23 protein-coding genes are annotated in these 24,952 nt (G+C 35.3%); all 23 read right to left on the reverse strand.

Translation table 11 applies throughout. The annotated features are described in order from the left end of the window. Positions 1 to 89 precede the first annotated feature (89 nt). The gene (locus tag AABK40_RS18370; protein WP_338398681.1) at positions 90 to 1,457 is read right to left on the reverse strand and encodes a hypothetical protein; all 1,368 of its coding nucleotides are present in this window, start codon (positions 1,455 to 1,457) and stop codon (positions 90 to 92) included. A 258-nt stretch (positions 1,458 to 1,715) separates the two neighbouring features. Continuing rightward, positions 1,716 to 2,153, reverse strand: a complete 438-nt coding sequence (locus tag AABK40_RS18375; RefSeq protein ID WP_338398682.1) for a hypothetical protein — start codon at positions 2,151 to 2,153, stop codon at positions 1,716 to 1,718. After that, the gene (locus AABK40_RS18380; RefSeq protein ID WP_338398683.1) at positions 2,150 to 2,512 is read right to left on the reverse strand and encodes a hypothetical protein; all 363 of its coding nucleotides are present in this window, start codon (positions 2,510 to 2,512) and stop codon (positions 2,150 to 2,152) included. The genes AABK40_RS18375 and AABK40_RS18380 overlap by 4 nt, the downstream gene beginning before the upstream one ends. Positions 2,513 to 3,296: 784 nt before the next feature. Beyond that, on the reverse strand, positions 3,297 to 3,962 hold the full coding sequence (locus AABK40_RS18385) for a hypothetical protein (protein ID WP_338398684.1): 666 nt from the start codon (positions 3,960 to 3,962) through the stop codon (positions 3,297 to 3,299). A 171-nt stretch (positions 3,963 to 4,133) separates the two neighbouring features. Beyond that, a complete protein-coding gene (locus tag AABK40_RS18390; RefSeq protein WP_338398685.1) occupies positions 4,134 to 4,562 on the reverse strand; it encodes a hypothetical protein in 429 nt (142 codons plus the stop codon). A 126-nt stretch (positions 4,563 to 4,688) separates the two neighbouring features. Then, positions 4,689 to 5,282 carry a hypothetical protein gene (locus AABK40_RS18395; protein ID WP_338398686.1) on the reverse strand — a complete coding sequence of 198 codons (594 nt, stop codon included), beginning with the start codon at positions 5,280 to 5,282 and terminating at the stop codon, positions 4,689 to 4,691. 147 nt (positions 5,283 to 5,429) lie between these two features. Further along, positions 5,430 to 5,879 (reverse strand): hypothetical protein, encoded by a 450-nt coding sequence (locus AABK40_RS18400; RefSeq protein ID WP_338398687.1) that lies wholly within the window; start codon positions 5,877 to 5,879, stop codon positions 5,430 to 5,432. A gap of 721 nt (positions 5,880 to 6,600) precedes the next feature. Beyond that, positions 6,601 to 7,281 (reverse strand): hypothetical protein, encoded by a 681-nt coding sequence (locus tag AABK40_RS18405; RefSeq protein ID WP_338398688.1) that lies wholly within the window; start codon positions 7,279 to 7,281, stop codon positions 6,601 to 6,603. A 1,341-nt stretch (positions 7,282 to 8,622) separates the two neighbouring features. Further along, positions 8,623 to 9,258 carry a hypothetical protein gene (locus AABK40_RS18410; protein ID WP_338398689.1) on the reverse strand — a complete coding sequence of 212 codons (636 nt, stop codon included), beginning with the start codon at positions 9,256 to 9,258 and terminating at the stop codon, positions 8,623 to 8,625. A gap of 1,394 nt (positions 9,259 to 10,652) precedes the next feature. Continuing rightward, on the reverse strand, positions 10,653 to 11,084 hold the full coding sequence (locus AABK40_RS18415) for a DUF7674 family protein (RefSeq protein WP_338398690.1): 432 nt from the start codon (positions 11,082 to 11,084) through the stop codon (positions 10,653 to 10,655). A gap of 708 nt (positions 11,085 to 11,792) precedes the next feature. After that, positions 11,793 to 12,539 (reverse strand): hypothetical protein, encoded by a 747-nt coding sequence (locus tag AABK40_RS18420; protein ID WP_338398691.1) that lies wholly within the window; start codon positions 12,537 to 12,539, stop codon positions 11,793 to 11,795. Positions 12,540 to 13,332: 793 nt separating this feature from the next. Then, positions 13,333 to 14,340 (reverse strand): tetratricopeptide repeat protein, encoded by a 1,008-nt coding sequence (locus AABK40_RS18425; RefSeq protein ID WP_338398692.1) that lies wholly within the window; start codon positions 14,338 to 14,340, stop codon positions 13,333 to 13,335. A 737-nt stretch (positions 14,341 to 15,077) separates the two neighbouring features. Next, positions 15,078 to 15,758 (reverse strand): hypothetical protein, encoded by a 681-nt coding sequence (locus AABK40_RS18430; protein WP_338398688.1) that lies wholly within the window; start codon positions 15,756 to 15,758, stop codon positions 15,078 to 15,080. Between the two features lie 47 nt (positions 15,759 to 15,805). After that, positions 15,806 to 16,444 (reverse strand): hypothetical protein, encoded by a 639-nt coding sequence (locus AABK40_RS18435; RefSeq protein WP_338398693.1) that lies wholly within the window; start codon positions 16,442 to 16,444, stop codon positions 15,806 to 15,808. Positions 16,445 to 16,599: 155 nt separating this feature from the next. Then, on the reverse strand, positions 16,600 to 17,190 hold the full coding sequence (locus AABK40_RS18440) for a hypothetical protein (RefSeq protein WP_338398694.1): 591 nt from the start codon (positions 17,188 to 17,190) through the stop codon (positions 16,600 to 16,602). A gap of 206 nt (positions 17,191 to 17,396) precedes the next feature. After that, positions 17,397 to 17,888, reverse strand: coding sequence for a hypothetical protein (locus AABK40_RS18445; RefSeq protein ID WP_338398695.1), 492 nt, complete (start codon positions 17,886 to 17,888; stop codon positions 17,397 to 17,399). Between the two features lie 211 nt (positions 17,889 to 18,099). After that, complete coding sequence (locus AABK40_RS18450; protein ID WP_332922989.1) at positions 18,100 to 18,588, reverse strand: hypothetical protein; 489 nt, start codon at positions 18,586 to 18,588, stop codon at positions 18,100 to 18,102. 1,082 nt (positions 18,589 to 19,670) lie between these two features. After that, a complete protein-coding gene (locus tag AABK40_RS18455) occupies positions 19,671 to 20,300 on the reverse strand; it encodes a transposase (RefSeq protein ID WP_338398378.1) in 630 nt (209 codons plus the stop codon). A 79-nt stretch (positions 20,301 to 20,379) separates the two neighbouring features. Beyond that, positions 20,380 to 20,877, reverse strand: a complete 498-nt coding sequence (locus AABK40_RS18460) for a helix-turn-helix domain-containing protein (protein WP_338398379.1) — start codon at positions 20,875 to 20,877, stop codon at positions 20,380 to 20,382. Positions 20,878 to 21,373: 496 nt separating this feature from the next. Continuing rightward, positions 21,374 to 21,805 (reverse strand): DUF7674 family protein, encoded by a 432-nt coding sequence (locus tag AABK40_RS18465; RefSeq protein WP_338398696.1) that lies wholly within the window; start codon positions 21,803 to 21,805, stop codon positions 21,374 to 21,376. A gap of 144 nt (positions 21,806 to 21,949) precedes the next feature. Continuing rightward, positions 21,950 to 22,135, reverse strand: a complete 186-nt coding sequence (locus AABK40_RS18470) for a hypothetical protein (protein ID WP_338398697.1) — start codon at positions 22,133 to 22,135, stop codon at positions 21,950 to 21,952. 35 nt (positions 22,136 to 22,170) lie between these two features. Next, complete coding sequence (locus AABK40_RS18475; protein WP_338398698.1) at positions 22,171 to 22,614, reverse strand: hypothetical protein; 444 nt, start codon at positions 22,612 to 22,614, stop codon at positions 22,171 to 22,173. A 725-nt stretch (positions 22,615 to 23,339) separates the two neighbouring features. Next, the gene (locus tag AABK40_RS18480; RefSeq protein WP_338398699.1) at positions 23,340 to 24,119 is read right to left on the reverse strand and encodes a tetratricopeptide repeat protein; all 780 of its coding nucleotides are present in this window, start codon (positions 24,117 to 24,119) and stop codon (positions 23,340 to 23,342) included. Between the last annotated feature and the right edge of the window lie 833 nt (positions 24,120 to 24,952).

Here is a 24,952-nt window from a genome sequence, read left to right on the forward strand (position 1 = left end):
GTTTCTCGAAATTACCCACAACGGTGTGTATATGGTGCGATGGGGATTTGATTAGCCTGTCGAATATTTTCAAAAAACATGTACACGAGTTAAGCAGCCATTTGAACGCTCATCATTGCTTTTGCCACGGCTTCCTTATCTTTGATTTCTGCCACTTTTACGGTGTCAAATCCTGAAACAAGTTCGGCAATTTCATTTTCTTTCACAAAAAATAAGGGAATGGTCAGCAAGTGGTTGGTGCACATTTTCTGTGGGTGGCTGCTCATTTTTGATTTGTACTTTCCGAATACGCTTTCGATGATAGCACTGCAACAAAAAGGGATGTCTTCACCAATCGTTTTATAGGTTTTATGAAAATAATGAGTGATTTTTTCTCTGAATATAGTTGGCCGATCCCCTTCGAGTTCTTCCATTTTTTGAGTTAATTTCAAAATAGTTTTGTGACTTATCCCTTCCGTTCTGCCAACCGACAATATTTCTTTGATCACTGGGGTCAAAGATATCAAATCCTTGATGAAAGGTGCGTGATCACTGATTTGGAGGAGGCTCAAAGCCACACCTTTGCTTTCTTCGGCGACAATTTTCAGCTCAGGACCGACCTTTCTAAACCACTTTTCATATTGCCCAAGCTGATGAAACCTACAATGATGCCTTACTTTTGGAGGGGCCAAATGTGCATATTCCCCACACGCTAAATCTTTTCTGAGTTCACCAACCCATTTGATGAAATTCTTATAATCATCTGTATCGTTATATAGATTTTTCAGTGTCCTTGATACTTCATGGGTGATATCCGAAACATGATCAAGCCCCAGCAAGGCTGTAGCCTTAAGTAAATTAGAACCTTTATCGCTTAGGACATATTGAATTTTCAGCTTCTGAACGAGTGGTTGAAGTTCCTTATAAATTACATCTGCCGACCAACCTTTTTTCGCACCAAGATAAACCAAGTGACAGTCCTCAAAACGTAATGTACGCTGCTGGTCAGAAACCGACACAGGAACGGCAAGTACCAAAAACAATTTCTTCCCGTTGAATGAAATGCTTTCATCACAAATCAAAACACATGGCCGCTCAGGTGAAAATGGTTCGATGGCCTGCATTCCTGCTTTTTTTAACCAATTATCAATCGTCGAATGGTCAGGGCATTTACTATCTATGTGCATTTGTTGAATGAAAATACGCAATACCGTCTCACTATCACGAAGACTCATGCTGGTTTCAGTATGTAAAATTAAAGCCAAAGTAATAATGGCCGAACAGTAGCTGTGGTGCTTGATTTTTTTCCCACCAAACTCCGACTTGTTTTTAGACTTTTCCTCTTTGTACTTCTTTTCCCAAAAAGAAGCCCGAGCCTTATACCTTTTAATTTTGATACTGTCGTTTCGCCTTTTTCGTTTGGCTCTTTCTGTTGACTTTTTCTTTTTTAGAGATTGTTTGTTATTTTTAAAACTCAAAGCGATTCTGGTAAGGTTGAATGACGGTTTGGACACTCAAATTTAACCTTTTTTCTGGAATCGCTTTTTTTGTGAATTTTCGACAGGCTAGGCGAAATCTGATGACCGACGTGGATTGGGAACAACGGTTTGCATATGGCTTGTGGCGGTTTCGAAGCACTTTCCTGTCCACCGAGACCAAAGCTGGCTACAGAGCGAAAACCTTGCTAGCAGCCGTTCACCCGCCATAAGCTATATGCGTTGTTGTGGTGCGTTTTTTTATTCTTCTATAATTAATGAATCAACAATTTTCCAATGTCCGTTAATTCTATTTAATCTCATGTTTATTGTAATTCCTTCAACTGGATAGTCCATTTGCAGTCTCAAATTGTCTCCACCATAAGTCCAATCACCAATGTTCAAATAAGCATTAATTTTCTTCTCTTTAATGGTCAGTTCGTCCATGACTTGAACTTGTTGTCCAAATTTCTGTAGTCCATTTAGATTTTTTGAATTTACTGTTCCAAACTCTTTAATTATTAGTGGAACTCGAGTTGAGTCTATGTCAATATGAAAGTATTGCTGAAGTTCAGATAATTCTATTGCAAGCTCAATGATTTCTTTTATTTCTGCCTCAGATACCTTTTCACGTACTTGTCCAAAAGCAGTATTTACAAGTAATAAAGTAATGACTAATATGTAACTCTTAATTCTCAAAACCTAACTCCTTTTTTGTATCGAATTGCATCAATAATTTCATATTTCATTGTCTTCGTTTGTCCAACCCAAATTGTTTTTTTGTGGGTTGTATAGTCCCATGTAAAGACGTTAACGATAGAGTCAGTCAGGATTTCTGTTTTATTCAAAATTCCGCCATCAAATTCGTTCAGGTTGTCATTGACGTTCACTTTGTATTGTCCGTCTGGGTCTGTCTGAAAATACATTTTATGGGCAAAGTCGTAATTCTTTCCTATCAATTCATCAATCGTCTCAACAGGTTTATTCCAAATGTCGAAGTACCACGCAGTAGTCAGTCCAATAATGAGTGTTGATAATATAGCTAAGAGTTTCTTCATTTTTTTAATGCATCACAACGGTGTGTATATGGTGCGCTGGGGATTTTATCCTTCCGTAGCTGCGGTTTATTTCCAAGCCCAAGTTTTGAATCTGTTTTATTTGCTCTGCTAAACCGATTCAAAACTTGGGCGATGGTTGATTTGGATTTGAGGTTTCATCACCCACCAAAACCCCTGTGCGCTATATATAGTGTTATCTCTTTTCATCGTTCCTAATTTCATCGAATCGATGAGCTTCGTTCTATTAGTCTCATAAACTTTCTGTTCACGTAACTTATTATAAAATATAAACTCTTATTTATTGATGTCAGGTGCGTCCAATTTTCACGTTTAGCGATCACCGTTGTTGAAAAAAATGTTTGAAAGTCTGCGGCTAGAAACCATTTATGGTCACACTAAATTGAATTGAAAAAATGCTGAATCACGTTTAGCTGATATTCGTTATTTTACTTTGAAAATCGGAAGCCAAAAACCATTTATGGTCAATCTAAATTTTTTGAAATTCCCAACCCTTCCGACACCCCAATTTTCAAATCAACGCTGAGTTAATTTTGATAAACTCTTGTTATACAACTTTTTATTAACACTTTACCTTAAAGTAATCACACATATCTTCATTCTGATAACCAAGATAGACCGCTATTTTTAGCAGAGATAACGGTTAGTGTATGCGTAGTGGCGGATTTCGGAGCTCCTCGCTATCAAGACGAGATGATATTGATGCGAACCACAAACCTTGATATTTAGTACTTTCCCCGCCATTACGTATGACACATTGTTAGCATTAGTTTTTCATGTTATTTTCATAGAAACTTGTAAATTTTTCAACCAAATCATCTAAGTTTTCTTTGTCAAATTCTCCAAATCCTAATGTCATAACGTGTCCTTTTACAAATTTAGAAAAAACAGAATTGAAGTTTTCAATATACGTTTGTGCATGTCCCTGTAATTCAATTTCTGCATTAATCATTTTAATCCAATGAGGTTCATTATTATCCTTATACACTAAATATGGGAATACAAAAGGAACATATTTTGAATATTGCTCATTCTTTTCGGGATTAAGGTCATCATTCGGCCAAATCCTAAAATTGTCTTTCAAGTTTAATGTTTTTGCTTTAACAACTGTTGCATTTTTATTATCGCCAATTTCTTGAATGAATTTTCCATTGTCTTGAACGAAAACTTTAAACCAAGCTAAATCCCAAGCAGTCGCACCTTTATGATTTACTAAATTATAAGGATGAAAGATAGTGTCTACAGCAATAAAACCTCTTTGTCCAACTGTATTTTTTATTATTTCAACTACTGCATTCAAATCACTAATTGTCTGATATGGATTTCCTCCAATAAACCCATAAATATAATTATGCTCCCAATTTGATGGAATTTCAAATGGATTCTTATCTTCTGTCTGAGCTTTTGGTTTTTTCTTAAATATATTAAACATGATTAAGAAATTTTATGTCGTTGTTTTTAAATTAATGCTAACGGTCTGCGTATGAAATGTGGGGCTTTGGAACTCGTCTGTGTCAACCGAGCACTACTGCTTTTTGAGAGCACCAAATCCTCTGAACCATTGTCAGCCCCATATTTTATACGCTTTGTTGTGGGCAGTTTTTTACTTTTTTATTGCTTTCAAAAAATCGTCTGGTCGTTTGGTCATAAATACTACTTGTTTGTCTTTTCCATCTTCTGTTTTAAAGTCCACCGTGATCTTTCTTCCTTGCCTGTCAGTCCTTATTATGTTGTCAAGTGAGACTTTATGTAATAAGTCGTAATGCTTTCCAATGCCGGCAAAAAGTAACATGCTTTTAAGCCATAATTCTTTGTCCGTCACAACTATGTCCAAGGCGTTTCTTGCACCTCCCATTTTGGTCGTCCAAGATTTGTTCGAGTGTCCCGATGCTGATTTGTCCCGATAAACTACACGAACAGAGTGGATGTCTGGGAATATTGAAAGTGCTTTTTTCCCTCTTTTATAGAAAGTTGTCAGGATGAATGCTGCTACAATCACCCAAACGATTAAAAATATTGTCTCTCCGTTCATATTTTTTTAATTGCCCACAACGGTTTGCATATGGCTTGTGGCGGTTTAGAAGCACTTTCCTGTCCACAGAAACCAAAGTTGGCAACGGAGTGAAAACCTTGCTGGTAGACGCTCACCCGCCATAAGCTATATGCGTTGTTGTACAGCGTTTTTTATTTTTTTAGATATTTCATTCAATTTTTCGTCAGTCTCATCAATTTCCATTGCTTCCTTTAAGTATTTCCTAATAGCGATTTTGACCGATTCCGTGTTACCATTTTGAAGAAGAGCTGAATAGGCAGCAAAATTTATTGAATCATATTCATCGTCAATACTGTCCGCTACTCCGAGTGGATCCCATTCGTTCAGTATTTCTCTTATTCTGTCAAAATGTTGTCTCCATTTTTTGTGTAGATTTTCCGAATCAGAGTTCTCAATAAATCTTTTAGTTTCAGTCAAGTCTCGAACAATTCTGTCGGCAAGATTCCATAATGTCGCTAAGTATCTGCGTGATTGTCCGTTAAGTTCCTTGGTTACTGTTTTTAATTCGACTGTCAACCTTTTTAAAAGGTCAAAATCAGTTCTTGTCAACTTGTAATTGTATCCAATAAATTTTTCAAGTAGTCCTGCTGTGTCAGCGTCCAACATTACCAAGTCAATTCCGTGAATTTCTTCTCCTGCAATTCCTTCTGGAAAAGGTTCATTTCTGAACTCTTGATATTTCTCTTTAATGTCGTTCATTTAAATGCTGTACAACGGTCTCGGCTATGAGTAGTTGCGTGGTTTGGTACTTAACTTTGCAAGTACACACCAAACTGAAAATCCGCGAGGATTTTCAGAAGAAGGCGAGAACAAGCAATTACTTATAGCCATTGTTGTAAAACGTTTTTATTCATTCTCAAATACTCCACGAGCTGTTAAATATCCGTTTTTCTGTTCGGTAAATAGTTTTTCAACACTTTCTCCTTTCAGACCTTTCCATTTTCCATTTTTGTCCTTTTTTATTGGGTCAAATATGTATTTCTGGTGATAGTATTTTTTATCTTCCTCACTATAGGATAAATATAGTATAGCGTTTTCGTAATTTTCAAATGCAGGTCTACCATAATGGTCATAAGCTTCGAACTCGACCGTGTCAGTTTCTAATTTGTTATATACATTTCTGAGAACTTTATATTTACATTTAAATCCGTTGTCCATTACCCAATTTTTAAAAATCAGAGTGTCTCCTGTAATAGAGTCAATTTCTATTCGTTCATTATTTTCATTTGGGTCAAATTCAATTACAGATAATTTTTCTCCGATAAATGCATAAAGATTTACAGAATCATTCGTCATTTTGAATTCAGATTCTGACCCAATTTTAGTCGACTTACAACTAATCAATATCATTAAAATCCCTAAAGTTTGAAGGATGCGATTCATTTCGTTCAAATGTTTTACAACGGTGTGTATATGGTGCGCTGGGGATTTTATACTTCCGAAGCTGGCGGTTTATTTCCAAGCCCAAGTTTTGAATCTGTTATATTTGCTCTGCTAAACCGATTCAAAACTTGGGCGATGGTTGATTTGGATTTGAGGTTTCACCACCCACCGAAACCCCTGTGCGCTATATATAGTGTTGTTCCTTGTCTTTTCGTCTTGCTTAAAGACTATGATTTTGTTATATCGATTTTCGTTATTGCATCCTTCAACAACATTACAACTCGCTATTCATTTCACTAAATCAATTACCAAACGGCTGTGTTTTCAATCTATTTTGATTTTGTCCGTTAACTAATGCCAAAGATTAACTCCCCTTCTATATTCTTGACCAAAATCCCTGTTGTAGTCGAAGCAATTTTAGTTATTGAGACGTCTGAAGCATATGAGTTTGCTCCTCTCCTATCAATCAAGTTTTCCATTACTGTTTCTCCTAAGCATTCTTACCGTTGGATCGCTATTTATAATTCGCGATGATTGAAATTTTGGTATCCTCGTATCGTTTTGATTTTTCAAATTTAATGACCGATGTGGATTGGGAACAACGGTTTGGCTATGAGCAGGCGGGCTTTTAAAGCTACTTACCTGTCAGCCGAGACCAAAGTTTGTTAATAGTATTGTCCTTTCGTTTAGCACTTTCCGCCCGCTTGCTGATAGCCGTTGTTGGCGGTAGTTTTTTTATTTTTTCAAGCCCATCTATTTCTTTCAAATAGTCGTCATTTTCCACGTACTTTTTATAGCAGTCTGTACAGGTTGAATGTCTTTGAGTTGAGTAGAATTCATTTTCTTCTTCATTGCAGGAGATTACTGAAAAGCAGATTTCACAATGCTCGTGACCTTCGCAATTTGCATAGTCCTGATAAGTCGTGAATTCATAGTCAGCTTTGTCACTCCGTGCTTCATGCACATTCTCTAGTACGTAATTGATTTCAGCTTCTGCTTGGTATCTAATTTTAACCCAAGTGTCAAAGTCAGAAGTGGAATATTTGAGTCTAAATCCGACAGATTCAGCGAGTAAGTTGGCTTTGTCTGTCGACTCATTCAGTTGTTTAGGAAATAGCGTTATCCCAATATAGTTTTGAAGATGTAAGGTCAATACGTTGTCTTTGATTTTGAAGTCAAAATACTTTGTGTCCAAGTCTTCAACTCTGTCAATAAGCTCTCCTTTAAATTCCGTTCTCAATCTGTCCGAAAGTGATTTGAATAATCCACTATCAGGTTCATTACTTATCAATATTTCGGAGTATTTTTTCGTCATTTTAAATTACCGCCAACGGTGTGTATATGGTGCGCTGGGGATTTTATCCTTCCGAACCTCGCGGCATGATCCAAGCCCAAGTTTTGAATCTGTTTTATTTGCTCTGCTAAACCGATTCAAAACTTGGGCGATGGTTGATTTGGATTTGAGGTTTCATCACCCACCAAAACCCCTGTGCGCTATATATAGTGTTGTTCCTTGTCTTTTCGTCTTGCTTTAAGACTATGATTTTGTTATATCGATTTTCGTTGTTGCATCTTTCAACAACATTACAACCCGCTAATCTTTTCACCCAATCAATTATCACACGGCTGTGTTTTCAATCTATTTTAATTTTGCTCGATAACAAATGCTAAGGATTACCCCCCTTCTATATTCTTGAGCAAAATCCCTGTTATAGTCGAGTCAATTTTAATTTTTGATACGTCTGAAGCATTTGAGTCTGCTCCTCTCCTACCAATCCAGTTTTCTACTACTGTTGAATCACTGCTTCGTTTTGATGAGGATTGAAATTTTTGTATCCTCGTTTCGTTCTGATTGTTGAAATCTGATGACCGACGTGGATTGGGAACAACGGTGTGTATATGGTGCGCTGGGGATTTTATCCTTCCGAAGTTGGCGGACAAATCCTAGCCCAAGTTTTGAATCTGTTTTATTTGCTCTGCTAAACCGATTCAAAACTTGGGCGATAGCTGATCTGAATATGAGGTTTCATCACCCACAGAAACCCCTGTGCGCTATATATAGTGTTGTTCCTTGTCTTTTCGTCTTGCTTAAAGACTATGATTTTGTTATACCGATTTTCGCTGTTGCATCTTTCAACTACATTACAACTCGCTATTCATTTCACTAAATCAATTACCAAACGGCTGTGTTTTCAATCTATTTTGATTTTGTCCGTTAACTAATGCCAAAGATTAACTCCCCTTCTATATTCTTGACCAAAATCCTTGTTGTAGTCGAGTCAATTTTAGCTATTGAAACGTCCGAAACATTTGAGTTTACTCCTCTTCTATCGTCCAATTTTCTATTACTGTTTCACTATGGATGGTTACTGTTGGATCGCTGTTTGATATTTGTGATAATTGAAATTTTGGTAGCCTCGTTTCGTTCAGATTTTTCAAATTTATTGACCGACGTGGATTGGGAACAACGGTGTGTATATGGTGCGCTGGGGATTTTATCCTTCCGAAGCTGGCGGTTTATTTCCAAGCCCAAGTTTTGAATCTGTTTTATTTGCTCTGCTAAATCGATTCAAAACTTGGCGATGGCTGATTTGGATTTGAGGTTTCACCACCCACCGAAACCCCTGTGCGCTATATATAGTGTTAGCACCTTTATTTAGTCAATGGGTTCGAATTCATAGATTAGAATTTTTTCATCGTCTACTGCGTAATCACAACCATTTTTATATATGTCTAAATAGTTCGATAAATCGGCATTACTCTTAATTAATCCAGAAAGAAATGCATTTACTAAGTCGCTATCCGAGGCTATATTATAAAGGACTTCTTTTAAGGCAAATAGTCGTTTGTCATTATCAATATTTGCTATGACGAAATCACCAACTTCTTCATACAATATTGTATTGTTATCCGTCTCTCGTGCTTCATAAAGTTCACTTCTGTCTTTAACAAATAGAAATTGAGGTGAGTCAATTACTTTTTTCAGTTGTGAAGAGTCTTCTACATGTTCTATAATCTTACGTTTTTCAATTAAGTCATTTATCACCCAATCTTTTACACCACCTTGACTCACCTTCTCATCACTGAAGACGTATTTTATGTTTTCATAAACAGAACTGTCAAAGTATTTTGTGATTTCCTTGATGAATACATCAAATTTAGGAGTGTATCCTTCTAAAAGAGTTTCCATTAGTAAAGTGGAAAAGTGGCAACTGTCAAACTCCTTTTTTCCCTCGCAGAAATCGCACCAGTCATTAAGCAGTTCGTTATCAAAGGAAGCTTTATACATCATTCTAATTTAATTGGTGCTAACGGTGTGTATATGGTGCGCTGGGGATTTTATACTTCCGAAGCTGGCGGTTTATTTCCAAGCCCCAAGTTTTGAATCTGTTATATTTGCTCTGCTAAACCGATTCAAAACTTGGGCGATGGTTGATTTGGATTTGAGGTTTCATCACCCACCAAAACCCCTGTGCGCTATATATAGTGTTATCTCTTTTCATCGTTCCTAATTTCAACGAATCGATGAGTTTTGTTCTGATAGTCTAATCAACTTTCTATTCACGTAACTTACTATAAAATGTAAGTTCCGATTTATTGATGTCAGGTGCGTCCAATTTTCACGTTTAGCGATCACCGTTGTTGAAAAAAATGTATGAAAGTCTGCGGCTTGAAACCATTTATGGTCGATCTAATATTTTTTGAAATTCCCAACCCTTCCGACACCCCAATTTTCAAATCAACGCTGAGTTAATTTTGGTAAACTCTTGTTATACTTCTATTTATTAACACTTTACCTTAAAGTATTAAAGCATATGTTCATTCTGACAACCAAAATAGACCGCTATTTTTAGCAGAGATAACGGTGTGTATATGGTGCGCTGGGGATTTTATCCTTCCGAAGCTCGCGGTTTATTTCCAAGCCCAAGTTTTGAATCTGTTTTATTTGCTCTGCTAAATCGATTCAAAACTTGGGCGATGGTTGATTTGGATTTGAGGTTTCATCACCCACCAAAACCCCTGTGCGCTATATATAGTGTTATCTCTTTTCATCGTTCCAAATTTCATCGAATCGATGAGTTTTGTTTTTAAAGTCTAATCAACTTTTGTTCACGTAACTTACTATAGAATATAAATTCCTATTTATTGATGTCAGGTGCGTCCAATTTTAACGTTTAGCGATCACCGTTATTGATAATAATATTTGAAAGACGGCGGCTTGAAACCATTTATGGTCACGCTAAATTGAATTGAAAAAATGCTGAATCACGTTTTGCTGTTGTTCGTTTTTCTGCTTTGAAAATAAGAAGCCAAAAACCATTTATGGTCAATCTTATATTTTTGAAATTCCCAATCCTACCTACGCCGCAATTGTCGAATTAACGCTGAGTTAATTTTGACAAACTCTTGTTATACTTCTATTTATTAATACTTTACCTTAAAGTATTCACGCATATGTTCATTCCGACAACCAAGATAAACCGCTATTTTTAGCAGAGATAACGGTCTCGGCTATGAGTAGTTGCGTGGGTTAGCACTTAACTTTGCAAGTACACACCAAGTTGGAAATTCCGCAGGAATTTCCAAAGTAGACGAAAACAAGCAATTACTTATAGCCAATGTTGTGTGTAGTTTTTATTTTTTCTTATTCAGTATTTTTTGTATTTCCTTTTCTCTTTTATTGCGTTACGCTGTCGGTATTCTCCAATCGGTTCCCTCCCAATAGTCAATTATTTCATTCCACGCTTTTTGAGTTTCTGTCTTTAACCATTCGTTAAAAGAGTGATGATATTCAATTTTTTCTCCACCAATATTTTGAATTCCCTCAAATAATCCAACAACAATAAAATTCCTAACGTCTTTGTCTCCATTAATATAAACGTCTTCAATGTTTTCAAATAGAAGGTCAAAATCAGAAGTTTGATTATCGAGTTTTTTTTCGACAACAAATCTGGAAATCGAACCGATATCTACATAAGGTATATTATCTTCTTGATTGTAGTCTGAAAGGTCAACTTCTTTCATAAAATGTTCAGTCAGTTCTGCATTTCCTGAAATCAGTTTTTTAAACACCTTTTCAATTTCTTTATACTTGTATTTTGGTTCAATTACGTTCATTTTTCAAATTACACACAACGGTGTGTATATGGTGCGCAGGGGGTTTTATCCTTCCGAAGTTGGCGGTTTATTTCCAAGCCCAAGTTTTGAATCTGTTTTATTTGCTCTGCTAAATCGATTCAAAACTTGGGCGATGGCTGATTTGGATTTGAGGTTTCATCACCCACCAAAACCCCTGTGCGCTATATATAGTGTTGTTCCTTGTCTTTACGTCTTGCTTTAAGACTATGATTTTGTTATATCGATTTTCGTTGTTGCATCTTTCAACAACATTACAACCCGCTAATCTTTTCACCCAATCAATTATCACACGGCTGTGTTTTCAATCTATTTTAATTTTGCTCGATAACAAATGCTAAGGATTACCCCCCTTCTATATTCTTGAGCAAAATCCCTGTTGTAGTCGAGTCAATTTTAATTTTTGATACGTCTGAAGCATTTGAGTCTGCTCCTCTCCTACCAATCAAGTTTTCTACTACTGTTGAATCACTGCTTCGTTTTGATGATGATTGAAATTTTGGTATCCTCGTTTCGTTCTGTTTGTTGAAATCTGATGACCGACGTGGATTGGGAACAACGGTCTCGGCTATGAGTAGTTGCGTGGGTTATCACTTAACTCTGCAAGTACACACCAAGCTGAAAATCAGCTAGGATTTTCGGAAGTAGGCGAGAACAAGCAATTACTTATAGCCATTGTTGTAATGCGTTTTATTGTGCCCAAATAACATTATCACCCCATTTATATTTCTGAGGATTAAAAAATTCTTTTCCATTTTCACTAGTTGCGATTTTTAACGATTCTCCAGAAAATAGTTTATAATTAAAACCACATAGGAAAAAACCCGATTCAAACTCCACACAATTATGATTTATGTCTATTGAATTTTCATCTTTCCAATTAATCCAACTTTCATTGTTAGCTTGATAATATACTTTTACACCACTAGAATAATTTTTATCGTCAAATCGACCAAAATATGTTTTAAATATTTCAATTTTATCATTGAGAGTTTTTTTAATTTTTTCTCTCTCTATGTAAAAATCAAAATTCTTTAAATCTTTATCCAACTCTTTTAATAATTCTCGAATAATCTTGTCTTGATACATTTGCTTTTTTAATAATTCACATATGTAGTTAGCAGAGTTAACGATTTCATCATTGTTAACATACTTTTCATTACAATAACCGTTAATCGATATATTTATTGCTACAGATAAATCTAAAGCATTGAAAAAAAATTTATTTGGATTAAAAATAGAGTTCATTAATCCTTTAACGGGAGATTTTGAAAAAGCATCTCTTAATTCATAATGCTCCGATATAATAAAATGGTTGTTGACACTCTCTAAAAATGATGGAAATAAAACATTATTAAAGTATAATTTTTTCCCATTGTTGATTTTTGAATTAATCCAATATGTTTTTAAAATAGTGTCTATTAGTATTTTTATCATATCTGTTTTTTTAATGCATTACAACGGTGTGTATATGGTGCGCTGGGGATTTTATCCTTCTGAAGCTGGCGGATTATTTCCAAGCCCAAGTTTTGAATCTGTTTTATTTGCTCTGCTAAATCGATTCAAAACTTGGGCGATGGCTGATTTGGATTTGAGGTTTCATCACTCACAGAAACCCCTGTGCGCTATATATAGTGTTATCTCTTTTCATCGTTCCTAATTTCATCGAATCGATGAGTTTTGTTCTATTAGTCTCATCAACTTTCTGTTCACGTAACTTATTATAAAATATAGATTCCGATTTATTGATGTCAGGTGCGTCCAATTTTAACGTTTAGCGTTCACCGTTATTGATAACAATATTTGAAAGACGGCGGCTTGAAACCATTTATGGTCACGCTAAATTGAATTGAAGAAATAATGAATCACCTTTTACTGTTGCTCATTTTTTTACTTTGAAAATCGGAAGTCAAAAACCATTTATGGTCAATCTAATATTCTTGAAATTCCCAACCCTTCCGACACCCCAATTTTCAAATCAACGCTGAGTTAATTTTGACAAACTCTTGTTATACTTCTATTTATTAACACTTTACCTTAAAGTATTCACGCATATCTTAATTCTGATAAACAAGAGAGACCGCTATTTTTAGCAGAGATAACGTTTCGCAATATAAAACGGTTGGGTTTTCGGAGCTCGTTTTTATCCACCGACAAGAATCCTGAAGCGAGAACCAAACTCTCTCAAACCACTGAACTCCAACTGTTTTATATTGTATGTTGTGCATAGTTACTTTTCTTTTCCTCTTACTTCTATCACATAATTTTTAATTCTATTAATAAATTCAACAGGTAATTGATAGGCAACAAATGGATGTTCTGGTAATACTATTTCATATAGTATATATTCATCAATCATTTCTTTATCCAAGGATAATTTCAATGCTTTAAATTCAGAATGCTTTTTTAATTTCTTTTTGTTAAATGAAGTCATTAAGCTAACAAAGCATTCTTTTTCCTCAATTGTAGAAAATGAGCCTTCACTCACTCCCATAGACTTTTTATATCCAGGTTCATATTTCCACAATGCTTTTACCATTGCATACCCTAACCAATCCGAATCAAATGAAATTCTAACTTTGTTTACTTCAATACTATCAATTTCAATTTGAGGATTAAATGTCCAATCTTTTGTTTTTAATTTATTAAGCTCGAATATATTTTTAAGTGATTTCTCAATTCGTGGATTATTGCGATTTAGAATCATTGCAATCGTAATTTCGTCAACAGCTTTATCAAGTTCTCCTTTTGTTTTATATGCATCTGCTAAAAACCAATGTGCCATGTAATCAATATAATTTAAATCGATAGTCTTATTATACCATTCAATAGCTTTGTCAAAATCTCCTTCGATACCATATGTTTGTCCAATATAAGTCATCACCTCAAAATAAGTAGAATCTTCTATAAGTGCCTCTAAATACATTTCTCTAGCCAACGAAAATTTCTTTTCATTAAAATATACTTCAGCCTTTGTCAAGTAAGTTTGAACATTACTATCAATTTCATATTTATAAGTAGATATTTGACCTCCGTCATTTACTCGATAATATTGATTATGATTTAGATTATCAGTCCTGTCTTTAGGTAAAATCTCTTTTTCTAACGCATTCAATTCGTATGTTACAGTAGATTTTTCCATTATTTTAAAAATGTCGGCAGGGGAATGTATTTCTTGTCCGATTACATTTAAATATCCTACTCCGAGAATTACGAGAATCAATAATCTTTTTTTCATATTAATTATCTTTGCTTATTTTGATATAGTTATCTGATTTGCAGCGTAATTGAAATTATGCACAACGGTGTGTATATGGTGCGCTGGGGAATTTTTCCTTCAGAAGTTCACGGCCTGATCCAAGCCCAAGTTTTGAATCTGTTGTATTTGCTCTGCTAAATCGATTCAAAACTTGGGCGATGGCTGATTTGGATTTGAGGTTTCACCACCCACCGAAACCCCTGTGCGCTATATATAGTGTTATCTCTTTTCATCGTTCCTAATTTCATCGAATCGATGAGTTTCGTTCTATTAGTCTCATAAACTTTCTGTTCACGTAACTTATTATAAAATATAAACTCCTATTTATTGATGTCAGGTGCGTCCAATTTTAACGTTTTGCGATCACTCCTGCTCACCACAATATTTGGAAAGATGCAACTTGAAACCATTTATGGTCACACTAAATTGAATTGAAAAATGCTGAATCACGTTTAGCTGATATTCGTTTTTTTACTTTGAAAATCGGAAGTCAAAAACCATTTATGGTCGATCTAATATTTTTTGAAATTCCCAATCCATGCGACACCGCAATTGTCAAATCAACGCTGAGTTAATTTTGATAAACTCTTGTTATACTTCTATTTATTAACACTTTACCTTAAAGTTTTCACTCATATGTTCATTCTGACAACCAAAATAGACCGCTATTTTTAGCAGAGATAACGGTTTGGCTATGAGCAGGCGGGCTTTTAAAGCTACTTACCTGTCAGCCGAGACCAAAGTTTGTTAATAGTATTGTCCTTTCGTTTAGCACTTTCCGCCCGCTTGCTGATAGCCGTTGTTGGCGGTAGTTTTTTTATTTTTTCAAGCCCATCTATTTCTTTCAAATAGTCGTCATTTTCCACGTACTTTTTATAGCAGTCTGTACAGGTTGAATGTCTTTGAGTTGAGTAGAATTCATTTTCTTCTTCATTGCAGGAGATTACTGAAAAGCAGATTTCACAATGCTCGTGACCTTCGCAATTTGCATAGTCCTGATAAGTCGTGAATTCATAGTCAGCTTTGTCACTCCGTGCTTCATGCACATTCTCTAGTACGTAATTGATTTCAGCTTCTGCTTGGTATCTAATTTTAACCCAAGTGTCAAAGTCAGAAGTGGAATATTTGAGTCTAAATCCGACAGATTCAGCGAGTAAGTTGGCTTTGTCTGTCGACTCATTCAGTTGTTTAGGAAATAGCGTTATCCCAATATAGTTTTGAAGATGTAAGGTCAATACGTTGTCTTTGATTTTGAAGTCAAAATACTTTGTGTCCAAGTCTTCAACTCTGTCAATAAGCTCTCCTTTAAATTCCGTTCTCAATCTGTCCGAAAGTGATTTGAATAATCCACTATCAGGTTCATTACTTATCAATATTTCGGAGTATTTTTTCGTCATTTTAAATTACCGCCAACGGTTTAGCTATGAGCAGGCGGGCTTAAAAGCTACTTTCCTGTCAGCCGTGACCATAGTTTTTTAAAAGTTTTATCGTTTCTTTTAGCACTGTCCGCCCGCTTGCTTATAGCCGTTGTTGTGGGTAGTGTTTTTTCTTTTTCTTCTGTTCGTTCTTGTTCGTCTGATTCAACTTCAATTCCATGAACATATTTGTCAATCCACTTTCTTGCTTCCTTTTTAAGGACCTCTTCGATGTTGTCTAAGTCCGCTCCTTCAAAGTAATAGTTCACGCCAATTTCTTCGAGTTCGTCCCATCCGTGGTAAATCAGATAGAAGTTCATAAGTCCCGATTCATAGTCATTGTCCACGCAAAGTTGGTAGAGAGACTGTAAGTTCGTTCTTATCTCACGGTCGTTTAGAATTGCGTTCAAGTGGTAATGCGTTTCTGCAATCACAGCACTTTTATAGTCGAGTTCTTCAAGTCCTAATTCGTTTAGAACATTGGTAACATAGGGTCTGATTTCAAACCTGTCAATAGGTTCAGAAAATGAAGCAAGCATTAACACATTGTCAGTATCTTTTCCTTGTCGGATTAGGTCAATAGCCCAATCAACCGCTTTAGAATAGTCGAAATGCTCCAATTCCTTATGGCTTTGAATCAGTCTTAATATGTGCTGTTCGTTCGTCATTTTACATTACCCACAACGGCCGTGGCTATGGCAAGTGCGGGATATTGAAACCGCTTTCTTGTCCGCCTACCGTAAATTATTTTAGTTGTAATATCTTCATTTTTAAGTACTCAGCCCGCATTTGCTATAGCCGATGTTGGCGGTTTGTACTTTTTTTATTTTATCATTGGTTCAATTACGGTTTCCACTGTTGTCACTTTATCAGCATTCCGTTTTAACTTTAAATTAGTCAAGATGATTTTGAAAGGAACAATCGGAAATAGCAAACAGCCGTAATTGCCCAAATATTTTTGATCAATAGGAATTACTTCTGTTTTATTGTCTCGAGGCCAAATGCATTCTGTCTTTATTTCTTGTCCATCGTAATATGTGGTTTTCTCAGTCCAACCCTTTGAAATAGGAATTTCAATCCAATCATCTAAATCCATTAAATTCTTTTCATTGAACGTTGACCCCTGTCCATCAAATCCATAATTATTTGATTTGTTTTCATCGGTCAGTCTTGGTGATTTTGGATTATTGAAATGAACATCAAATAGCTCAACATATTTAATTCCATCAATATGCATTTGGTAAATAATTTCTGTTTCGCTGTCTTCCTTGTTGGTAGTCACTCGATAACTTACCAAGAACTTGTCGTCCAGGTCAAATTGCTCGACTTTAAATAGTTCTCTATCCGAAAATTTTTCAAGAAAGTAGTCTTTCCAATTCTTATATATCTTTCCTTGAAAATTAATTGGGTTCATTTCTGTGTATTACCGCCAACGTTCTGTGTATGGACAGTAGGGCAGATTTAAAGCAGATCACTTTCGGTTTACCACTAAGCCAAAACAAATGTTCTTATTTTATTCTTTTTGCTAAACATCAAAACTTTGTTTTGGCGATACCTGCTCAAAGAACAGGGCTTTGGATTTATCTCTAAATGCCCTATTGGCTATACACCATGTTGGCGTTAGTTAGATTTTTTTATCCAAGGCATGAAACTTCCTTCAGATTTGTGCAATTTGGATTTATTTATAAAAACAAATTCAAATTTTCCACTTAATTTAAAATTTCCCCTGGGACTCAACAAAACGTACTCTTCTTTCCGAATTTTTCCATTTTCTGTTGCGGCTTTGACATATTTAATTGGTGATTCTAAGAATTCTCCAAAGTAATCATCAGCCTCCATTAGGGACTGGAATTCATGCTGAATAAAAACCTCCTTTCCATTGTCAATAAATAAGTCACAATAACCATTAAATATGTCAACGAAGAATGAAATTCTGTCATTATGTTTTGAAGTCAAACTTACTCTAGCAAAATCCTTTTGCGCTTCAATTTGAATTTCTATTTCTTTCTCATCAACATTTTTCAGTTTATGCATTAAGCACAAAAACAGATCTAAAGATTTTTTTGAAAGGCTATCTTTGGATTTGGATATTATTTCTTCAACTCTGTTCATTATTAATTACCGCCAACGGTGTGTATATGGTGCGCTGGGGATTTTATCCTTCCGAAGCTGGCGGTTTATTTCCAAGCCCAAGTTTTGAATCTGTTTTATTTGTTTTGCTAAATCGATTCAAAACTTGGGCGATGGTTGATTTGGATTTGAAGTTTCATCACCCACCAAAACCCCTGTGCGCTATATATAGTGTTAGCACCTTTTTTCATTTCTAAAATTGAGGTGTTGGGAAATTCATAAACCACATCATAATCATTCCTGCAATTCCTCCCAAAAGCATTAGAGGGAAGAGTAATTTGATTTGTTTAGCTGTTACATTTGTGTTTCCGCTAAAACTTGATTTTTGCATTAGGCCTGGGTGAGTTTCGATAAATTCCGCACCATTTTTAAAGTATATCCATCTCATACCTAATGCCCAAAGCATGATTATCGACAAATGGAAGATTAACACCATTGGATTCATAGCTTTTGGGTTAAAGTATTCAAAAGTGCTTTGTGTTATTCCACTTAAGTTTCCAACCATCATAATAACCCAAGGAATATTGCCATAAATCATCAATCCCTTAAAGTATTTGTCATATCCTTTTTCTAATTCAGGATTTTGGGCAATATATTTCTTAGAGCGATATTTTAGAATTAGTCCGTTTGCAAAAGTTACCGCAATGAACATTATCCAAGTATGTTTAAATATTATTTCCATTTCTTCTAATTGGTGCTAACGGTGTGTATATGGTGCGCTGGGGATTTTATCCTTCCGAAGCTGGCGGTTTATTTCCAAGCCCAAGTTTTGAATCTGTTATATTTGCTCTGCTAAACCGATTCAAAACTTGGGCGATGGTTGATTTGGATTTGAGGTTTCATCACCCACCAAAACCCCTGTGCGCTATATATAGTGTTATCTCTTTTCATCGTTCTTAATTTCATCGAATCGATGAGTTTTGGTCTAATAGTCTAATCAACTTTTGTTCACGTAAATTATTATAGAATATAAATTCCTATTTATTGATGTCAGGTGCGTCCAATTTTAACGTTTAGCGATCACCGTTATTGAAAAAAATTTATGAAAGTCTGCGGCTTGAAACCATTTATGGTCACACTAAATTGAATTGAAAAAATGCTGAATCACGTTTAGCTGATATTCGTTTTTTTTCTTTGAAAATCGGAAGCCAAAAACCATTTATGGTCAATCCAATATTTTTGAAATTCCCAACCCTTCCGACACCCCAATTTTCAAATCAATGCTGAGTTAATTTTGACAAACTCTTGTTATACTTCTATTTATTAACACTTTACCTTAAAGTATTCACGCATATTTTCATTCTGATAACCAAGATAGACCGCTATTTTTAGCAGAGATAACGGCGAGGCTAGCAGCTGTAGTTTTGGTTCGTGCATTGGCCTGCGGGACTATTGCTGCTAGCCATTGTTGCCAGCAGTTTTTCTTTCCTTAAGGTTGTCAGTCAGTTCAATATTTTCAAAACCTGTTCTAATAGCAATTTCATCAAAGAGTTCATCAAGTTCAATTCGACTTATTCGATTTTTATTAAATCTAATTGTTTTATCGCCATAAATTGAGATAATACTTGTAAATCCATTAAGACTGATTTTATAGATTGACTTCCAATCAAGTTCGATCGTAAAAATACTTCGAAATGTTAAATTGTCTGGACCTATGAGCAGTCTGTCTCTGTTAACAAGAAGTTGAAACGCTAGTTCGGTTATGACAATCGAAATTCCGAAAATGAAAGTGACTAGTGCTGCAACCCTTAAATACCACACGGTTTAAAATCCGCCAAAACACCATTCAATTGGCTTCTTCCATCTTTCATTGTAATACTCAATGTAGTTGGTGATTTTTCTTTCCAAATTAGCAACCGAGTTAAATTGCCCATTGCGAATTACATGCTTCTGTAAGCGGCCAAACCAATTCTCTATTTGGTTCAACCAAGAGCAATGTTTTGGAGTATATTGAAATCTGATTTTATGGTCTTTATCCTCTAAAAATTCCATCCTAGACTTCATCGTCTTTAATATTCCACACCGGCCTTTCTTACCTAAATCACTGTCATAATTTATTTTATCAGCAATGAGCTTGACTAATGACTCTGATTTATGTGTATTAAGTTGGTCTGCAACAAAAACGATTTTTTTGTTAGGGTATTTATCGATGATCGACTCTATAAATTTACAAAAATCCTCCTCATTCCGAGTCTGTCCAAGTTGATATTTGGTGACCTCGCCGTCCATTATATTCATGCCTGCGATTAAACAGGTCGTTCCGTTCCGCTTGTATTCTGGGTCTACTCGCTTAACTTGACCGCTTTTCGCCGTGGTTATTTTTATGTTTTGTTTAGCTTGAATACCCGTCTTTTCATCCACAGAAATAGTCACAACGTCGTCTGATTGCTCCAAATAAACACTGCAAACATCAGAAACACGGTCATTATGCTCCTGTTGGTCACCTATTTTTGGATGTATCCAATATTCAGTTTTATGAGGACTTAATTCGTTTTTTTAAAAGTCGACCAACATGACTTGATGAGATTTCGATTCCCATTTTCTTCGCTTGCTCACTCAAAGACTCATGAGACCATTCAGTGATTGGAACATCATAATCTTGAGGGTCTTCACAACTCAATGTTTGCACTCGAATTTTTTCTTCGACAGTTAAACGAGGTTTCCTTCCGCTTCTTTTAGAATCAGTTAATCGTTCATGAATAAGTCGGATAAATTCAGCGTCTCCTATTTTATTTTGGGTTTCATCTAACTCATTGATTGCCTCCCATTTGTTAAGCCATCTTTTCACTGTGTTGGGATCTGCTTTTTCAGTTTTACAAATCTCTTTAAAGCTTAACCCTTGATGAAAAAGGTAAACAAATGAGGCTCGGCGACGAATATTTGAAGGCGTCTTCCCACTACCAATAATTTTAAATAGTAGTGTCTTTTCTCGCTCCGTCAGATCAATGACAATAGATGTTTTTCTTCCCATATAGTGATTCAAGAAAAAATCATGCTAAATTTAGGGGCTGTTGCACTAGCAAAACGAAATTCAAAATTTCGCTGTAATCACCTGTAAAATACAAAAAGGCTAGGACAGACAAATTCACAGAAATAGTGATCTTCGTTCTTATGCCTTTTAGTATAAATTCTTTTTGGTCCGGTTTTGATTTTGAAGATCTATTCTTGTAGCTCGTCCTGACGACATATGCTACAAATAGACTTAAAAGTGTTATTAAAGAGAATTTTAAAATCACAATTCTAATTCTATGTTGAAAGCTCGTTTGTGCCCAAATTGCTGGCAACGGTCTCGGCTATGAGTAGTTGCGTGGGTTAGCACTTAACTTTGCAAGTACACACCAAGTTGGAAATTCCGCAGGAATTTCCAAAGTAGACGAAAACAAGCAATTACTTATAGCCAATGTTGTGTGTAGTTTTTATTTTTTCTTATTCAGTATTTTTTGTATTTCCTTTTCTCTTTTATTGCGTTACGCTGTCGGTATTCTCCAATCGGTTCCCTCCCAATAGTCAATTATTTCATTCCACGCTTTTTGAGTTTCTGTCTTTAACCATTCGTTAAAAGAGTGATGATATTCAATTTTTTCTCCACCAATATTTTGAATTCCCTCAAATAATCCAACAACAATAAAATTCCTAACGTCTTTGTCTACATTAATATAAACGTCTTCAATGTTTTCAAATAGAAGGTCAAAATCAGAAGTTTGATTATCGAGTTTTTTTTCGACAACAAATCTGGAAATCGAACCGATATCTACATAAGGTATATTATCTTCTTGATTATAGTCTGAAAGGTCAACTTCTTTCATAAAATGTTCAGTCAGTTCTGCATTTCCTGAAATCAGTTTTTTAAACACCTTTTCAATTTCTTTATACTTGTATTTTGGTTCAATTACGTTCATTTTTCAAATTACACACAACGGTTAGTGTATGCGTAGTGGCGGATTTCGGAGCTCCTCGCTATCAAGACGAGATGATGTTGATGCGAACCACAAACCTTGATATTTAGTACTTTCCCCGCCATTACGTATGACACATTGTTAGCATTAGTTTTTCATGTTATTTTCATAGAAACTTGTAAATTTTTCAACCAAATCATCTAAGTTTTCTTTGTCAAATTCTCCAAATCCTAATGTCATAACGTGTCCTTTTACAAATTTAGAAAAAACAGAATTGAAGTTTTCAATATACGTTTGTGCATGTCCCTGTAATTCAATTTCTGCATTAATCATTTTAATCCAATGAGGTTCATTATTATCCTTATACACTAAATATGGAATACAAAAGGAACATATTTTGAATATTGCTCATTCTTTTCGGGATTAAGGTCATCATTCGGCCAAATCCTAAAATTGTCTTTCAAGTTTAATGTTTTTGCTTTAACAACTGTTGCATTTTTATTATCGCCAATTTCTTGAATGAATTTTCCATTGTCTTGAACGAAAACTTTAAACCAAGCTAAATCCCAAGCAGTCGCACCTTTATGATTTACTAAATTATAAGGATGAAAGATAGTGTCTACAGCAATAAAACCTCTTTGTCCAACTGTATTTTTTATTATTTCAACTACTGCATTCAAATCACTAATTGTCTGATATGGATTTCCTCCAATAAACCCATAAATATAATTATGCTCCCAATTTGATGGAATTTCAAATGGATTCTTATCTTCTGTCTGAGCTTTTGGTTTTTTCTTAAATATATTAAACATGATTAAGAAATTTTATGTCGTTGTTTTTAAATTAATGCTAACGGTGTGTATATGGTGCGCAGGGGAGTTTATCCTTCCGAAGTTCGCGGTCTAATCCAAGTCCAAGTTTTGAATCTGTTTTATTTGCTCTGCTAAATCGATTCAAAACTTGGGCGATGGTTGATTTGGATTTGAGGTTTCATCACCCACAGAAACCCCTGTGCGCTATATATAGTGTTATCTCTTTTTCATCGTTCCTAATTTCATCGAATCGATGAGTTTTGTTCTAATAGTCTAATCAACTTTCTGTTCACGTAACTTATTATAAAATATAAGTTCCGATTTATTGATGTCAGGTGCGTCCAATTTTAACGTTTAGCGATCACCGCTTTTTGGCATAAATGTATGAAAGTCTGCGGCTTGAAACCATTTATGGTCGATCTAATATTTTTAAAATTCCCAATCCATGCGACACCGCAATTGTCTAATCAACGCTGAGTTAATTTTGATAAACTCTTGTTATACTTCTATTTTTTTATACTTTACCTTAAGATATTCACGCATATGTTCATTCCAATAACCAAGATAGACCGCTATTTTTAGCAGAGATAACGGTCTCGGCTATGAGTAGTTGCGTGGTTTAGCACTTAACTTTGCAAGTACACACCAAACTGAAAATCCTCGCGGATTTTCAGAAGTAGGCGATAACAAGCAATTACTTATAGCCATTGTTGTAAAACGTTTTTTTATAATTCAGCTTTGTATAGGTTTTCCATATTTTTCAATGGCCTGCCTAATAATTTTTCTGTTTCTTTTTGTCCGTTTGCTTTTTGGTCAGAAGTCAGTTTTTTTTCTAATTCTTGTATTTCTTTTACAATCTGTTGTTGTTTAATGTAAGAGAAATCTTTTTTGAATTCATTGAATATTAAAAACCATTGGTAACTTTTAAACAAGTCTTTCTCTAATTCTCCTCCATCTCTGTACATTTGAGCAAGTTGTAATCTGACTGAAGTTATGTTACCACTTTTTGTCAAATTCTCTGGATTTTCAAGTTTGCCAAGTAGAGTTGCCCATTCCAACATTTTTTCCATATTCTTTTCAACTCCCATTCCTGAATAGTAGCAGTTGATAACATTCCACATACAAGTTCCATCTCCGTTTTCGGCACACTTTAGTCCAAATTCAAAAGCTTTTTTATAATCTTGTTCAACTCCGTCTCCATTTCCATAAGCCATCATCATTTGATAAAGTCCATCGTTAAATCCTTGTTCAGCAGATTTGGCAAACCATTCAATCCCCTTTTCAGTATTTTGCTCAATGCCAGCTCCAGCACGATAACAGTAACCTAAATTATATTGAGCTTCAGCATTTCCTAATTCAGCCGACTTTTTTAAAATCGGGATTGCCTCTTCAAATTTCTGCTGTTCAATTAATTTCTTTGATTGTTCATTTAATTCGCCCGCAGTTTGTCCGAAAACATTAATGCTTAAAAAAGTCAGAATTATAAATATTATTTGTTTTGTCATTCGTTTTTCAAAATGTTTTACAACGGTGTGTATATGGTGCGCTGGGGATTTTATCCTTCCGAAGCTGGCGGTTTATTTCCAAGCCCAAGTTTTGAATCTGTTTTCTTTACTCTGCTAAATCGATTCAAAACTTGGGCGATGGCCGATTTGGATTTGAGGTTTCATCACCCACCAAAACCCCTGTGCGCCATATATAGTGTTGTTCCTTGTCTTTTCGTCTTGCTTTAAGACTATGATTTTGTTATATCGATTTTCATTGTTGCATCTTTCAACAACATTACAACCCGCTAATCTTTTCACCCAATCAATTATCACACGGCTGTCTTTTCAATCTATTTTGATTTTGTCAGTTAACAAATGCTAAGGATTACCCCCCTTCTATAATCTTGAGCAAAATCCCTGTTGTAGTCGAGTCAATTTTAATTTTTGATACGTCTGAAGCATTTGAGTCTGCTCCTCTCCCACCAATAAAGTTTTCTACTTCTGTTGAATCACTGCTTCGTTTTGTTGATGATTGAAATTTTGGTATCCTCGTTTCGTTCTGTTTGTTGAAATCTGATGACCGACGTGGATTGGGAACAACGGTGTGTATATGGTGCGCTGGGGATTTTATCCTTCCGAAGCTGGCGGTTTATTTCCAAGCCCAAGTTTTGAATCTGTTATATTTGCTCTGCTAAACCGATTCAAAACTTGGGCGATGGTTGATATGAATATGATGTTTCATCACCCACAGAAACCCCTGTGCGCTATATATAGTGTTATCTCTTTTCATCGTTCTTAATTTCATCGAATCGATGAGTTTTGCTCTATTAGTCTCATCAACTTTCTGTTCA

The sequence above is a fragment of the Persicobacter psychrovividus genome, from assembly GCF_036492425.1.
Lineage (GTDB): Bacteria > Bacteroidota > Bacteroidia > Cytophagales > Cyclobacteriaceae > Persicobacter > Persicobacter psychrovividus.

Excerpts from the sequence above, each read along its gene's own strand:
- AABK40_RS18390 (WP_338398685.1), bottom strand. The coding sequence starts at position 4,562 with ATGAACGGAGAGACAATATTTTTAATCGTTTGGGTGATTGTAGCAGCA.
- AABK40_RS18420 (WP_338398691.1), bottom strand. The coding sequence starts at position 12,539 with ATGATAAAAATACTAATAGACACTATTTTAAAAACATATTGGATTAAT.
- AABK40_RS18395 (WP_338398686.1), bottom strand. The coding sequence starts at position 5,282 with ATGAACGACATTAAAGAGAAATATCAAGAGTTCAGAAATGAACCTTTT.
- AABK40_RS18465 (WP_338398696.1), bottom strand. The coding sequence starts at position 21,805 with ATGAACGTAATTGAACCAAAATACAAGTATAAAGAAATTGAAAAGGTG.
- AABK40_RS18410 (WP_338398689.1), bottom strand. The coding sequence starts at position 9,258 with ATGATGTATAAAGCTTCCTTTGATAACGAACTGCTTAATGACTGGTGC.
- AABK40_RS18425 (WP_338398692.1), bottom strand. The coding sequence starts at position 14,340 with ATGAAAAAAAGATTATTGATTCTCGTAATTCTCGGAGTAGGATATTTA.
- AABK40_RS18405 (WP_338398688.1), bottom strand. The coding sequence starts at position 7,281 with ATGACGAAAAAATACTCCGAAATATTGATAAGTAATGAACCTGATAGT.
- AABK40_RS18440 (WP_338398694.1), bottom strand. The coding sequence starts at position 17,190 with ATGAACCCAATTAATTTTCAAGGAAAGATATATAAGAATTGGAAAGAC.
- AABK40_RS18380 (WP_338398683.1), bottom strand. The coding sequence starts at position 2,512 with ATGAAGAAACTCTTAGCTATATTATCAACACTCATTATTGGACTGACT.
- AABK40_RS18475 (WP_338398698.1), bottom strand. The coding sequence starts at position 22,614 with ATGTTTAATATATTTAAGAAAAAACCAAAAGCTCAGACAGAAGATAAG.
- AABK40_RS18480 (WP_338398699.1), bottom strand. The coding sequence starts at position 24,119 with ATGACAAAACAAATAATATTTATAATTCTGACTTTTTTAAGCATTAAT.
- AABK40_RS18470 (WP_338398697.1), bottom strand. The coding sequence starts at position 22,135 with ATGATTAATGCAGAAATTGAATTACAGGGACATGCACAAACGTATATT.
- AABK40_RS18415 (WP_338398690.1), bottom strand. The coding sequence starts at position 11,084 with ATGAACGTAATTGAACCAAAATACAAGTATAAAGAAATTGAAAAGGTG.
- AABK40_RS18430 (WP_338398688.1), bottom strand. The coding sequence starts at position 15,758 with ATGACGAAAAAATACTCCGAAATATTGATAAGTAATGAACCTGATAGT.
- AABK40_RS18385 (WP_338398684.1), bottom strand. The coding sequence starts at position 3,962 with ATGTTTAATATATTTAAGAAAAAACCAAAAGCTCAGACAGAAGATAAG.
- AABK40_RS18400 (WP_338398687.1), bottom strand. The coding sequence starts at position 5,879 with ATGACGAATGATTCTGTAAATCTTTATGCATTTATCGGAGAAAAATTA.
- AABK40_RS18450 (WP_332922989.1), bottom strand. The coding sequence starts at position 18,588 with ATGGAAATAATATTTAAACATACTTGGATAATGTTCATTGCGGTAACT.
- AABK40_RS18460 (WP_338398379.1), bottom strand. The coding sequence starts at position 20,877 with ATGGGAAGAAAAACATCTATTGTCATTGATCTGACGGAGCGAGAAAAG.
- AABK40_RS18445 (WP_338398695.1), bottom strand. The coding sequence starts at position 17,888 with ATGAACAGAGTTGAAGAAATAATATCCAAATCCAAAGATAGCCTTTCA.
- AABK40_RS18435 (WP_338398693.1), bottom strand. The coding sequence starts at position 16,444 with ATGACGAACGAACAGCACATATTAAGACTGATTCAAAGCCATAAGGAA.